Source organism: Prevotella sp. P4-98, assembly GCF_002251405.1.
Lineage (GTDB): Bacteria > Bacteroidota > Bacteroidia > Bacteroidales > Bacteroidaceae > Prevotella.
Genome location: NZ_NPJC01000058.1, coordinates 59,873 through 73,119, shown reverse-complemented (window position 1 = coordinate 73,119; position 13,247 = coordinate 59,873). Strand labels below are relative to the sequence as shown.

Here is a 13,247-nt window from a genome sequence, read left to right as displayed (position 1 = left end):
CCATGTTTTTACGAGTTTCTGCTATCAAACCATATGGAGATTTTCTCAAAGTCAACAGAAACCGTAGTCACTTTATCCAGATAAAGATTATATCTACGAATAAAGTTGTGCCAAAGATAATGGCTCGACTCAGTAATCATCAAATGTGCTTATCCAACATTATAATGACGAAATGTTTTACTATAATCAAGCCGTGAACGAAGAAAAGACATTGTCGGATACCAACGTTGGGACGTCTAAAGACGGGCTCATTTATTCCGATAATGTCCTTTCTTGCAAAGGTACATGAAATTTTGAATTAGTCAAGTAATTATTAAGGCTTGTTATTACTAATCAAAAATCATTGTCATGATAAAGGTGTCTGCGATGTTGGCGTGCAACGAAATCGATATTGCGTTTAAAGATATTCTTGTCCAACTCACTTGGAAAATTTTTACTTAAATCAGCATCTTGCAACATGTCGTTATCAAGCAGATAATGTAGCAATTCTGGGTGTACTGCTTCTGTATTGATTATAGCCACTATCGATTCTTGCTGCAATGTCTGTGCATCACATTTCCTATAATAGGAATGTCGCTACATTTTATTGCATGAATAATATTGGGGGCAAGAATTATTCCTGCCTTTTTTGAGATAAAAGCGACCTGCGGACCGCTTGGCAAATGATCACAAACCTCTGTCATATCCATTTCAGGTGAAATCTTCTTCAACCATTCTTGCAATTGTTGTATGTTCTCTAAGAATGCAAGGCGTTTGCCTCCTGTTCGTTTCATGTATAAAGGATAGACAAGCTCGTAAGATTTCTTTAATTCTGCCTGACGCATACGCATTTTGTCATAGTTTTCTTTTGTTGAGCTCAATACTCCACCATTAATCTCCCAGTCATTATTAGCATATTTTACAAGTGCTGAATAAAGATAAGCGCCTTTACGGAAAATATCTGAATATTCATTCTTCAGTCTATACTCTTCGTCTTTTGAGTTCTTCAATAAAGTATATGTAGCATCTGCCTCAATTACCTCAAACATATCTGGCAGACAATATTCAAGGTTCGTTAGATTCTTAGCTTCCTTCTGCATGTTATGGTCGAAATACATATCTGCCAGCCATAGATGGGGCAATACTGCCATTGGGCCAATCTCGGAGTCCATGGAGAAAAATGTTTCAGCATAATATACAGCATCACTTTTCTTAGTTATTGTTGAATATCTGAATAAACACTCCTCAAACCTTTCTTCTGACAAAGGAGAATAAAGAAGATAGGATTGGCGAAGCCATATCAGTACAGGCTTCAACTTGAAATAATCATTGGCTTTGTCTGTGTTGTATATATAATCATACAAAGAATCGTTTATATCTACATCGTCATCCTCGTTCAGCACTTCCATAATGATATTTGCTGTGTACTCTCCCATTGCTAAAGGATTGAGAAAACGGTTGCTGAAGTTTCGAGACAGTGCAAGCCATATCAATAGTTCCACCTCTTTGGCATTTACTTCGTTCTTATCAAGAACCTTAAAATCGTCAAAGAAGGGCAATGGGCGTTGGTATGTGAGCATGTGTTTATTTACAAACGCATTCCACAGGCCGATGTCAGACATCTTGTCCTCAAAGTATATTGCTGCATTGATGGCAATCTCTTTCTTTAGTTTATTAGCATCAGGCAAATTGATGTCCACGTCTCTAATTTTATCATAAATACGATTGGCAACATCCACATACATGCGACATGGCTGAATCCCAATAGGATAGTATTGAGAAAAATCTTGTGGGAATATAGTTCGCTTCATTTCTAAATGATGATGATGAGTGATTGGTTTATCAAACGGTAGCTTTTCTTATACAAAAAAGTCTTCGTTCGTTTTCTTTATTTCATTCAAAATTATGCATTTCTTGGCAAGGACAGGAACAAACTGTGCTGTTTTTATATATCTTTAACTTGTTTCTGGAATCCGGTAACTACTCATGTCTAGAGGTGATGAGTAGTTACCAATAACCACAGGATTCTTAATTTATGATAATTTTAAGGGGGGCCTTGAGTTTTGGGACACCCTTTACCTTATATAGGTTAGTAATATAGCTTAGCCCCTTGAATTTTCCATTTTCCAGGAGAGAAACATTAAGCCCTTATTCCTCCCCATTCAGGCATTCGCCCGTCTCATAACTCTTCGTCATATCCTTTAAGATACCAATCATCTCCTGCCTCAGACTCTCGGGTTCCTGTACGATGATATTTCTGCCATGCCACAACAGTTCCTGAAGGAAATCACGGCTGGGACGAAGGGTGAGGGTATATTCCCGATACATTCCATCTTTCGACTCCTTTACTTTCTGCTGGCTCTCGTGCAGTGGAACCTCCTCGATATAATTGTATTCCGGATAGAAGGCACGGATACGGATTTTCTCCACGGGCACATTTTCCATCCGATAGATGCCAAAGCAATCTTCATAATAATTCTCTGGAGTCAGGAACTTCTTCATCTTTGCCGGCAACGGATGCTTCTCGCAAATAAGCTTCAGGAAACTGATGCGGTCGAAAGGAAGACAGCGAACGAGTTTTCTCACATCTACCTCTGCACTTGAATTGGCTTTCCCTTCGGACGCCGAACGTTGTTTCTTAACCCCCACAACGTACCACCGTCGTTTGAAATATCTCACGAAAGCCGGTTGTAGCACGATATCGCTCTCTGCTCCGAACCCCGAAACGTATTTAAACTTCAGCAGATATTGCTTATCTATCGCAGAAAGAATTTCATCCAGATATTCCGTGTTGTATGGCGGCGTATCGAGCATCACCTTATTGTGATACTTCAGCATATCACCTAACGAAGCCAGCCGTAGGGAACTCAGCATCCATTCCGTTACATCATCGTCATCCACGGGATCACGCTTCAGATAATACCGATAGCCGTTGCTCTTGTTACATTCCACAGTAATGCCAAACTGCGACTGGATATTTTCACGATAACGATGAAAGGTACGCTTGTCCAGCACATTGTTATCCTGATTAGCATGGGCTTCCTTCCATTCATCAGCAATCTCCTCAAAGGTAAGATGCGCACTATCCAAGAGGCCTATCAGCCAACTATAGAATTTCACACGATTGTCCATAGCACGTTCTTTGCTTATTACTCCAAAAATCTTTGTATCACCCGATACCAATAGTCCCAAGAGTAACCTACGGAAGGATGATTCACCGCCATCACTTTCACCTGCTTGCCATTACTCAGAAGATAAGCACCTGTAGCAACAGGATAACCATCCACTACGATGTCGTCACCATCGTGCCAGCGCACATTAGGAAGATTGTTCCAAAGCCTCTTGCCCCATACGATGATGTACTCAGGCTGATACTTTTCGATGACCTCAAAGAATTCCTTGCCTGCCTGTTGATATTGTTCGGCAGTACCAGCCTCGCGAGGACCACCCATCGCCACTTGCAGATAGTTGAAGAATACCACCGAGTTCCAAATCTTCAGCCTCATCGCTTGATTGGTCTCCTCTCCCACTAACGAACGCTCAAACTTCAAGAAAGTCCGCATCCAGTTCTGTCGTTCCTTATTCTCATTGAGATAATCATCAAGCACGTGCTGCGTAAAGTCCATACACTCCCGATGCAGACGGCAATCTCCACAATCCACACATTCCTCTTCACAATAATGACTCTCGCCCAATATCATGATTCGCTTGCCAAAGATGCCTCCGTTGGCATAATCCTTGCCAACGAAAGGCTGAAAGAAAATGTTACTATTCATAGGCTATTTGTCAGTTTTATTCCTCTCATCGATGCTTTTCCATATCTTTCGATAAAAAGTCTTTTTCAAGCCAAACAATCCGCCAAGTGGAAAAGCTATATTATAACTTGATGGATAAGTGTGCATACTGTCACACTTTGGGCATTTTACAGGAGCAGTATAGGCTGTTGCCATCCACTCGCAATCCATCCCCTTGAATCTATGTCCGCAATCATCGCAGACAAAAGTACATACTCCTCTAAGCATAAGCGATATGATTTGTTAGGAAAATTGTGTGCTTGATAAATCAATAGATTATAGGTGGGTATGGCTTTCACGCCATACCCACTTTACACAAGAACATTAGATCGCATTCTTTAAAGAGGTTACCTCTTCCAACTGTGCTTCCAGTATTGTCTTCTTCTCAAGCAAACCATCTAAGGCAGCCTTGGCTTCCTCCAATTTAAGCTCCTTGTTTACCTTACCATTTCGGATTTCCTCAACCTTTTCTTGGAGAGGATTTAACATGCCTTCAATTAGTTTTTGCCTTATAGTATTGATGACTTTATCCTTATTAGCAAAAGCACCTTGCAATGAATCTCTACAATCAAAACTGTCACGTTTGCTATTAATTAAATTCAACAAGTCTATCTTGGTTGAGTTATGTGTAAGTGCTCTTCCTATCACACCAGCAAGACCAAAGCTCATTCCATTAATGAAGTTACCAAGAAGATCACCGATAAAATCCAACCAGCCATCATCTGTCACCTCCTCACCTTCTTTACTGAACAAAGAAACATTATCCAGATCAAGTTTCATCTTTCCTTGTAAATCTTTAATGAAATCTCGGGTATCAATGTCAGGAAGATACTTTAACAAGATATCTTCAGCGTCAGTAAAGAAGTCTTGAATTGACGACAAAAACTTACGACGTCCTTCATCTTGGAGATTCTTCATCTTTCTCTTCATGTCACGATTAACCAAATTCGAAGTTATTTTATCGAATTTAGGGTTTAACGCTTCTACTTTAGTGAAACGTCCAAAATCTGTCTCTACAACATTTTCCATTTTGTTGCAAGCTGAATCCACTAAGTCCTCAAGAATGTCTTCACCATTATTCACCAGAGTTCTTACGTCATCATTCAAAGAATCTTCAAGAAAGCCCAGTTTTTTCTCCAAACGTCTACATGCCTTTGACAGATTGTATTCTCTTTCCTCCAAATCATCATCAGGACTTTGCAGCATTGTTATTTCTGCCTTTTTCTGATTGAGAGCATTCTCGTTATCCATCTTAAGCTTTCCGCCTGCTGCATATATAGCATTCAATGGCTTAGCAAACAGAATTTGACTCTTTTCCTTATCTATCAAATTGCGAATCGCATTGACCAAATTATCGATTTGGCTCCACTTACGCATTTCCGGTTGTGAACCTATACCGAAATTCGAACAATGACGATTCCATGCAAAACTCAAAGCTTCTTCTGAGTTCACTTTTGACATTGGCAACTCTGACAACAAAGCCATTTCTGCCGACAAAGGAATAGGTTCTGCCTCACTCAGAATATCAGACAACGTATTGTCATTTGACTCACGACATGCCTTAGCAATCTCAGACTTTACATAATCCTTGATTTGCTCTTCATCCTCAGGGTTTACATCGCTACAATACGGTATATCATACTTGTTTATACCAATGAGCACCTTACCAATGCCACATTGACTAACATTCTTGAAGATAATATCTCTGTCGGTTGCATCAAACGGACGACCGGCATAAAGCATCATCAATACAACATCTGCCTTTTTGAGGAATTCTTTAGTACGCTCTTCACGAGAAACAATAGGGTCATTGAATCCCGGAGTATCCACAATTTCAACACCCTTGAGGTATTCTTTAGGATAGTAAATCTTTACTGATTTAGTGATAGAAACATATTTACCGTCTGCTCCTACATACTCAATTATATTTTCGAAAGAATCCTCTTTTGTCTTACCCAAATAATCTCTAAGATTAGAGCCAAGTCTTGAAGCTTTAGATACAAGTTCTTTTGCTGCCTTTATTTTGGATTCAGCCATAGTATCCCCAGCTACATCATCCAACGAACGAGCAGCTTGAGCCTTCTGCTCTTCCCACTCATCATTGGTATAGAACTCAGCAACCACCTTCTTCTGTTCCCCGTAAGTTATAACAGAAAGAGCTGCAGTCATAGGAGTTGTTGCAGCAGGCAATACCGTATCCTCAAAAACAAAAGAATTGAGGAACGTAGATTTACCACACTTCATCTGACCGATAACACCGATCGTCAAGATGTCTTTCTCCAATTTGTCGATGAGTTCTTTACAACGATTCTCATCAATCCAACCAAACTCCTTGGCTTTCAATGCCAAGGATATTAATTTTTTCTTCTTGTTTTGAAATTCTTCAAAAAGATTTTGTTCCATGTTTACTTAAATTTTTTAGTTTCGTTATTATAAGATTCAAGACATTTTTGTACTTGAACAAACTGCTTCTTGCATTCAATTAAGCAAGCATGCGCTTTATCCATTTCGCTTTGCATTTCCTGCAAAGCCTGAAAAGCCGAGATCAAATTGTCCGTTTGTTCATCTGCAATATCCGACAAAATACCAATAAGTCGTTCGCCTTCGTCTCCAGACATTTCATATCGATCTTTAGAGAAAAGATGCTCTGTCCATTGCGGAATATCTGCAGCTTCAACACAATTGTCGCATATAGCAGAGAGACACCTATTCACGTTTTCAATCTGCTTATTGTAAGCTTTTGTATGCCCGTCATATTTGCGAGAAGCATCTTGAACTGTACTTTCGTATTTTTTTGACAAACCTTCCAAATAGGTTTGAACATCCTCTACAAAAGTGTCACTTTCAGATGTAGAACCAACAGACTTGATTGGTGCCATTATATCCTCCAAAGGAGCTTTTGCCGAGAAGCGGATATATTGTTCCACTTTTAAGCCAGCATCCTTCAATGTCTTGCTTATCAGAGCTTCTACTTTATCAACCTCCGACTTTGGCTTAGTATCCACCTTATTAATTACTACATACAAAGGCTTGTTCAGCTTTTTCTTGATTAGTAATATAGAGCTGCGATTCACAGTTCCTGCATTAACATCGAAAACCCAGAACAAAGCATCACATTCATTTATAACCTCAATGGTACGCTCCTTATCCTCACTATCGTTAGAATTAAAGCCAGGAGTATCCAATATGCTCAAGCCATCAAGGTTAGGATTCTTATAAGTCATCACAAAGTACTTTATCAGCGAAGATACTCCCTTTACTTGATCAAGCACCTCCTTTGACACTTTTTTGAATGTGGATTCTGACAAGTTCTTCTCAACATTATCAGGAGTAACAAATCGATAAGCTGTTGATACACCACCTGCAATATATGTAGGAATAGCAGTCGTTGCTTTTGTGCTAACGGGCAATAGCGGAATTGTCTTGTCATCTTGCGAAAGAATTCTATTCACAATAGAAGTTTTACCTGCAGAGAACTCACCAACAAAAGCAATAGTAGTCTTACCATCAAGCCAATGTTTTTTCTTCATAGCAGCCCAATGGAAGAAACCTGACATTAAAGCATCTTTCTTTTCATTGTAAATGGAAGTTCCAATTTGTATACCATTTTCCGCCCATGCCATCTCATAACAATCAAGTACCTGACCACGTATAACTGATTCTAAGAAGTTTATATTCTTATACAGCTGTACAGAATTATCCGCCTTTGTCTGTTGAGCCGAAAGAATCTCTTGAATAAATTCCAAAGACCCCATCTTTAATTTAAGTTCTTCGGTTTTCTCATCCAATTCTCTCTTGACCAGCCCAAGCTCCTCGCTCATCTGCTTTGAAGCCTTGCATTCCTTGTCATAGTTTTCCTGCAATTCAGACAATTCAGAATCTTTCTTCTTCAACTTTTTCTTGTAGTTGTCAATATCATCCTCATTGTCTTCAATCTCATCCTCAAGGTCTGTAATACGTTTCTTTAGTTTTACGACCTCATCAAGTTGGGCTTTAACAGTTTCATCGCAATTGCCACTTATTGCATTCTTAAGCTGTTCATCAAGTTTCTTGCATTCTGCTTTTGCTTCGCTCAAAAGTTCCTTGTACTTTGACTCTATATCCTTAGCCTTTTGAACATTTTCAAGACCAGCTTCCGCATCCTTCAACTTAGAACAAACAGCCGAATATTTGTCCTTCAGCTGTTTGTTCTCCTCTTCAAGATTTTTGGTATCATCCTCCACTGTGGCAGTAGTTCCTTTCTGTCGTCCCAAAAAGAAACCAATAGCGAGAGCTATAATGGCGCCCACCAATAAGACTATCCACTCTGTCATAATCAACCTAATTTTTCTTTCAAGTTTTTGATTTCAATCTCATAGGAATCACAAGCTTGCTTATGCTCCTTAAGAGAACGCGACAACTCTTCATTCTCTCTCTTCAACTTTTTAAGTTCCATGCGAGCCTTCATCAAGTCGTCTTCCATATCGTCCTTGTCGTCCTCATTATCCTGTGAAGCCTGATGTATTTTTTTTAGTTCAGAGAGTAAGTCTTCAACCTGTCGTGAGAGTTTCTTTTTGTCTTCACGTAGGTTATTGTTTTCTTTGTAAATACCCTCAAGCTCACGAATCTTAGCTTGCAACTGTGGATTACCTATAAGTTTGTCCTTTGCAATAGCGCCAGTAACGCCACCGACAACCAATGCACCTAAAATTTCTATCATATCCATGTTGTTAAATTGTTGATAATTTTTCCTTATATTGTTTCAAGGTTTCTTTTCTACGAGCAAACTCAGCCTTATGCTCCGAACTTTGTTCTTTAAGTTCATTCAACATTGCAGTCTTCTGTGCTATCATTTCGGATGCATCATTCTGCAAACTACCTCTAACCATGTTTACAACACTCTGACTCAAGTTCTCCATTTGAGACTTGAATTCAGGCGCCAAAGTACCGTCAACATAATTTCTGACAGCTCTTACACGTTGTGGCTTAGAAAGCAATCTCTCCGTGGTAAAGCCAACCATAGAAGAAAGAAAGCCTTTCTTATCTGCCTTCTCTATCTTATTGTACTTATCTACAGCTTTACCAGCAAACTCCTCTGTCTTGGCAATACGTTTCATCATCTTGCTTGTATATATGATACTACCAACATCGGTTGCAGTATCTACAATATCTACAGCCTTAGATGCGGCAACTGTTGTTGCTGCAGTACCTGCAGCACTTGCTGCTCCTGCCGTACCTGCAGCACTTGCTGCTCCTGCCGTACCCGCTGCTCCTTCTGCACCTGCTGCTGTTGCCGCACTCGCTGCTCCTGCTGTAGCAACAGTTGCAGCAACAGCAGCAACAGCAGCAACAGCAATGACACCTGTTTTAATCATGCCGTCATACTCATGTCCCATTGAATTCAAATCAAGATCATAACTCAGCCCTGAAATTTGGACTCCAGACAGATCTATAGACATCAATGACTCAACGGGGATTTCGCTGTCAGATCCTTGTGCGCTTTGTACCTTTGACTTCAAAATACCCATAATGTTATTCTTATATTCCGACAACAGCAATGAAGCGGTATTATTTATAACAGAAAGAGCATCATTGTCCATATTTGCACTACCACCAGCAACAAGAGCACCTAACTTTTCATACATAGAATCTTCAAACCTGCGTGATATCTTAGATCCATCCTTACTAATATCACTCGCCATAGAGTCTATTAATCTATTGATATTTCTCTTGATTTTATCCAAATCAAGTTGCAGACGTCTAATCTCCATGTCAAGATTCTCGTCCGAAGAAGATGCCGTTAACATCTCATCTACGCGATTTACAAGTATTTGAGCTAAATCCTTGATACGCTGACCGTCAACTTTTGCTAAAATCTCATTCTTAGACTTTTGTATTGTCTCTAAAAGAGCATACAATTCCGACATATTGTCTTTGGCAGCACTGACAACAACTACTTGTTGTACAGGCAACTTACAGTTATCAGCAATATACTGCTTTGCAGCCTCTATCTCTGATGCTGATTTTGTATCAGACTTTGTCAATACAATATAAACAGGACGCTTTGACAGTTTTATCATATCTATGAAGTCTGTCAACGAACGGGTAACCTGCTGATTAATATCAACTACCAACAAGATGGCATCGGCAGACGGCAAAAAATCAACCAACACCTGACGATGTTTAATAACAGGAGAAGACAATCCCGGAGTATCAACCAAAATGGTTGATGATGGAACTTTCGTTGATGTATCGAATACTGTCACAATTTGTGCATCTGAGAGCTGGTCATTTTTAAGTTCTCCCAAATCATCAAAATGAGCGACTTGTCCATCTGACAGGACAACATTTGCCTCACACTTATTACATCCAAAATGGATTTCATAAATTGTTGCAGTTGTCGGTTTGGTTGCTGTTTCAAGTTTTTTGCTATCTGTAAGAGCGTTCAATAACGTTGTTTTACCTGAACTAAACTCACCAACCAATGGTATCAACAAATTTGCATTTTGTTGAGAAACTCGTTTCTGAATAGCATTTAAACCATTCAAGATATTTTGCTGGCCAAGTTCCTGAGCCACTTCTTTTAAAAATTCAATATGTTCCATTTTTATATTATAAAAAAGTTCTTCTAACTACTTTATTCTCTTTTGGTTCCTCGTTATTCTGAATGACTCGCTCATCTCTGTTGGGAACTAGCTTTATGACGCGATACCCATAACAGATGCTCATCTCTTCTCAATGTAATCTCATTAAGAAGTTTATTCGAAATCGCATCTACTTTATTCAGTCCTAAGTGTACACAATCAGGCCATGAGACAAACGGCTTAAACAGCAGTTTGTTAGACATGAATTCTGTATATATGTGATTATCTTCCATGACACTTTTTATTGTTCAGAAAAGCACTATATAGTTTTTAGTCCAACTTCTTAAATTCGAAATCATTCGGATTGCAGCATGCTTTCTTATAGTCGAAAGCATAGATGCGCATGTAGGCTTCTTGCACCTCCTTGGCTCCATTGTAAAAAGGGGTGGCGGTGTGCTGCATGGTTGTTACGGTCACTACCATATCGGGAGTGAGGACGGTACCGTTAGAGCGTTTGAGGCGCTTAGGCTTTACTTGAAATACCTTACTCATAAGCATTCAGTTTTAGGTTCATTATATATAACTGTTCCTGCTTTTCTGCCGAAACAGCGAATCATTTACTTTTAGGGGCAAAGATAAGGAAAATCTGCGAACCAAACAAGTCCATAATGGTCCATAATGAAAAAAAATGGCGTAAACTCGCTCAAACAGATTCGCGTTCTTTCTACGTTTCAATTTACCAGATTTCAACTTACAGAACTGAATAGTTTGCTCGTGTCCACAAGATTATCTTGTTTCTCTGCATCGTAGCGACTTCAAGCGAGGACTTTCACCTGCCCTGTCACTAACCAATGGCAAATGTATTAAAAATCTGATGAGCCACCAAATTTTTAACAAGAAATCTTATGGATTCCTCTTATATTTCACATCTCAGGGACTCCACTCCCTCCTTCTTCCTGCATCCATACCTTATTATAGATAGAATGATTGTCAATTCTGTGGCAAAAGTACTATCAGGATGCGTCAAAATCTGACATAGGAGGAGAAAAAATGAAGAGGGAAGATTAAATTGAAGATGAAATACAATATGCATACTGCCCAGAAAGGAATATGACCTGGACATTGATTTTTACATCTGCACTCCGTAAGAGTGACATACACTATTCACAAAGTTATAGTCATTCTTTTGTTGTTGTTATCAGTTTTGTTGATAAGAGGGCTATGTCCAGATAGAATACTAAATTCAGTTCACAATAAAAATAAAAAATCATCTGCGAGATTCGTGTGACTGCATCAGTACACGTTTTTTGCCATTTTACAATAGCTCCTCAGGCACACAGTCTGCCATAGCAGCGTAAGCAGTTTCGCTTGGATGCAGATGGTCTCCAGAATCGAAGCCAGGAGCGAAAGATGCAGGATTACTGCGGTCGCGGACAGCTAAATCGAAATCTACACAACCGTCAAAGAGGTCGGAAGAGCGAAGCCAATCATTAAATCGAGTCCTCATCTCATCACGCTTCTCATTGTAAGTGCGCCATCCGAAGATAGGAAGAAGCGTTCCACTCCATACTTTCAGTCCCAGTTTGCGAGCATGTTTCACATAGATGTTCTCCATGCCACATTCCAATTCTTCGCAAGTAGGCATATCGCTCCAAGGTCGGAATGGATTAACCTCCACACCAACAGGGTGTATGATGTCATTGATACCGTGCTGAATGATTACTGCACTGGCACCTGCTACATTCATCTCAATAGGAAAACGCGTCTCACCTTTCAGTCCGTAAGCCTGATATGTGATGCAGTCATACTGTCGGAGGATTCTTGTTCCGCTTACAGCACGACGTATGATAGCCACATTATGGAAACCATTTTCCCATGCACGGATAGCAAGCCAGTCGGGCCAGCTCTGTGCCGTGATGGAATCACCGAAGCAAACGAGAGCATGATTTTTCTCTTCCGTCAGCACATCTATCGTATTGAGGAAATAAAACCAGTTGGTATTACGCGTCAAGTCGATAGGAAGTTCCTTCTCTGAGGCGAAATCTCCATAGGAATACTTTCCCTTGGAGAGCGGTCCGGTAATTAGAGTGCCTGCATTCATCTGTGTGAAGCCTGCGAAATACATGCTCACATCGACCGTCTCTCCAGCCTCGATGTCGAAAGCTATTTCATCGCTCTCCACCTCTTTTCCTGGTTTTATTACCACCGAAGCATTTCCTTCGAATGTTATAGGTACAGCGCCGTAGTTCTCATTTTGCTTTGCTACGTATGCTTTGGTCATTGCAACGTCTTCCGTACCCGTAAGATTTGAGAAACGGAAGCGCATCTTAGATCCTGAGAAAACAACTCTTACGGGGTATCTCAGGGTGATATCTTTGGCGTAAACACACTCTTTTCTGTCTGTGATGGACGTGGCATTACCCCAGCATGCCACCCATTTGGTATATTTATCTTTCTGTTGAGTCATAAATGTTTATGTGAAATCAGGATGCAAAACTACTCATTTTTTCTAAGACAGCAAAGTTTATATTACGCAAAATGCCTGTTAAAGGTCTGTAATCATGTCTAAACAAACTTCACCCCCGACTTCAACATGCAGTAGGTGCATTGTTGTGCCATCTGGCGTCAGGCCAGTTTGGGGATTCCTCGTCGCCAAACTAATCGTTTGTCGTCGAGTTTTCGATAGTTTCTCGTTGCTTTCTCGTCCCAGTTTCGTTGCTCTTTCGTTCGTTTTTTGCTTGTTCCTCGTTCGGTCCTCGTTCGGTCTTCGATAGACTAACGAATAAGCAACGAGAGACGAACGAGAGACGAACGAGGAACTAACGAGAAGTGATCGAGAACCGAACGACAAGCTATCGAGAACATGTCGGGTGTCAATCAAAAAGCCGTGGTTCTTCTGTTGCGACCAGTT

Annotated in this window: 10 protein-coding genes; all 10 read right to left on the bottom strand. The window is 40.1% G+C overall.

The features are described from left to right. Nucleotides 1–333 precede the first annotated feature (333 nt). The 10 genes from CIK96_RS13515 to CIK96_RS08745 all read right to left on the bottom strand — a co-directional run bounded on the left by CIK96_RS13515 (nucleotide 334) and on the right by CIK96_RS08745 (nucleotide 12,803). Nucleotides 334–522, bottom strand: a complete 189-nt coding sequence (locus CIK96_RS13515) for a DUF3843 family protein (RefSeq protein ID WP_254047110.1) — start codon at nucleotides 520–522, stop codon at nucleotides 334–336. After that, the gene (locus CIK96_RS08785; RefSeq protein WP_254047109.1) at nucleotides 522–1,790 is read right to left on the bottom strand and encodes a DUF3843 family protein; all 1,269 of its coding nucleotides are present in this window, start codon (nucleotides 1,788–1,790) and stop codon (nucleotides 522–524) included. The genes CIK96_RS13515 and CIK96_RS08785 overlap by 1 nt, the downstream gene beginning before the upstream one ends. A 337-nt stretch (nucleotides 1,791–2,127) precedes the next feature. After that, nucleotides 2,128–3,111 carry a WYL domain-containing protein gene (locus tag CIK96_RS08780; protein ID WP_094440378.1) on the bottom strand — a complete coding sequence of 328 codons (984 nt, stop codon included), beginning with the start codon at nucleotides 3,109–3,111 and terminating at the stop codon, nucleotides 2,128–2,130. A gap of 17 nt (nucleotides 3,112–3,128) precedes the next feature. Next, complete coding sequence (locus CIK96_RS08775; RefSeq protein WP_094440377.1) at nucleotides 3,129–3,755, bottom strand: hypothetical protein; 627 nt, start codon at nucleotides 3,753–3,755, stop codon at nucleotides 3,129–3,131. 342 nt (nucleotides 3,756–4,097) lie between these two features. Beyond that, nucleotides 4,098–6,176: a dynamin family protein gene (locus CIK96_RS08770; protein WP_094440376.1), complete on the bottom strand. Its 2,079-nt coding sequence runs from the start codon at nucleotides 6,174–6,176 to the stop codon at nucleotides 4,098–4,100. Nucleotides 6,177–6,178: 2 nt separating this feature from the next. Then, nucleotides 6,179–8,086, bottom strand: coding sequence for a dynamin family protein (locus tag CIK96_RS08765; protein ID WP_094440375.1), 1,908 nt, complete (start codon nucleotides 8,084–8,086; stop codon nucleotides 6,179–6,181). Nucleotides 8,087–8,088: 2 nt separating this feature from the next. Beyond that, complete coding sequence (locus CIK96_RS08760; RefSeq protein WP_094440374.1) at nucleotides 8,089–8,478, bottom strand: hypothetical protein; 390 nt, start codon at nucleotides 8,476–8,478, stop codon at nucleotides 8,089–8,091. A 4-nt stretch (nucleotides 8,479–8,482) separates the two neighbouring features. Continuing rightward, nucleotides 8,483–10,357: a dynamin family protein gene (locus CIK96_RS08755; RefSeq protein ID WP_094440373.1), complete on the bottom strand. Its 1,875-nt coding sequence runs from the start codon at nucleotides 10,355–10,357 to the stop codon at nucleotides 8,483–8,485. 309 nt (nucleotides 10,358–10,666) lie between these two features. Next, nucleotides 10,667–10,888: a DUF6140 family protein gene (locus tag CIK96_RS08750; RefSeq protein ID WP_040552952.1), complete on the bottom strand. Its 222-nt coding sequence runs from the start codon at nucleotides 10,886–10,888 to the stop codon at nucleotides 10,667–10,669. A gap of 763 nt (nucleotides 10,889–11,651) precedes the next feature. Then, nucleotides 11,652–12,803, bottom strand: coding sequence for an SGNH/GDSL hydrolase family protein (locus tag CIK96_RS08745; RefSeq protein ID WP_094440372.1), 1,152 nt, complete (start codon nucleotides 12,801–12,803; stop codon nucleotides 11,652–11,654). Nucleotides 12,804–13,247 lie beyond the last annotated feature (444 nt).

Bases quoted from the DNA above. Each gene is read 5' to 3' on its own strand.
- CIK96_RS08785 (WP_254047109.1), bottom strand. From the start codon at position 1,790: ATGAAGCGAACTATATTCCCACAAGATTTTTCTCAATACTATCCTATT.
- CIK96_RS08780 (WP_094440378.1), bottom strand. From the start codon at position 3,111: ATGGACAATCGTGTGAAATTCTATAGTTGGCTGATAGGCCTCTTGGAT.
- CIK96_RS08775 (WP_094440377.1), bottom strand. From the start codon at position 3,755: ATGAATAGTAACATTTTCTTTCAGCCTTTCGTTGGCAAGGATTATGCC.
- CIK96_RS08770 (WP_094440376.1), bottom strand. From the start codon at position 6,176: ATGGAACAAAATCTTTTTGAAGAATTTCAAAACAAGAAGAAAAAATTA.
- CIK96_RS08765 (WP_094440375.1), bottom strand. From the start codon at position 8,086: ATGACAGAGTGGATAGTCTTATTGGTGGGCGCCATTATAGCTCTCGCT.
- CIK96_RS08760 (WP_094440374.1), bottom strand. From the start codon at position 8,478: ATGGATATGATAGAAATTTTAGGTGCATTGGTTGTCGGTGGCGTTACT.
- CIK96_RS08755 (WP_094440373.1), bottom strand. From the start codon at position 10,357: ATGGAACATATTGAATTTTTAAAAGAAGTGGCTCAGGAACTTGGCCAG.
- CIK96_RS08750 (WP_040552952.1), bottom strand. From the start codon at position 10,888: ATGAGTAAGGTATTTCAAGTAAAGCCTAAGCGCCTCAAACGCTCTAAC.
- CIK96_RS08745 (WP_094440372.1), bottom strand. From the start codon at position 12,803: ATGACTCAACAGAAAGATAAATATACCAAATGGGTGGCATGCTGGGGT.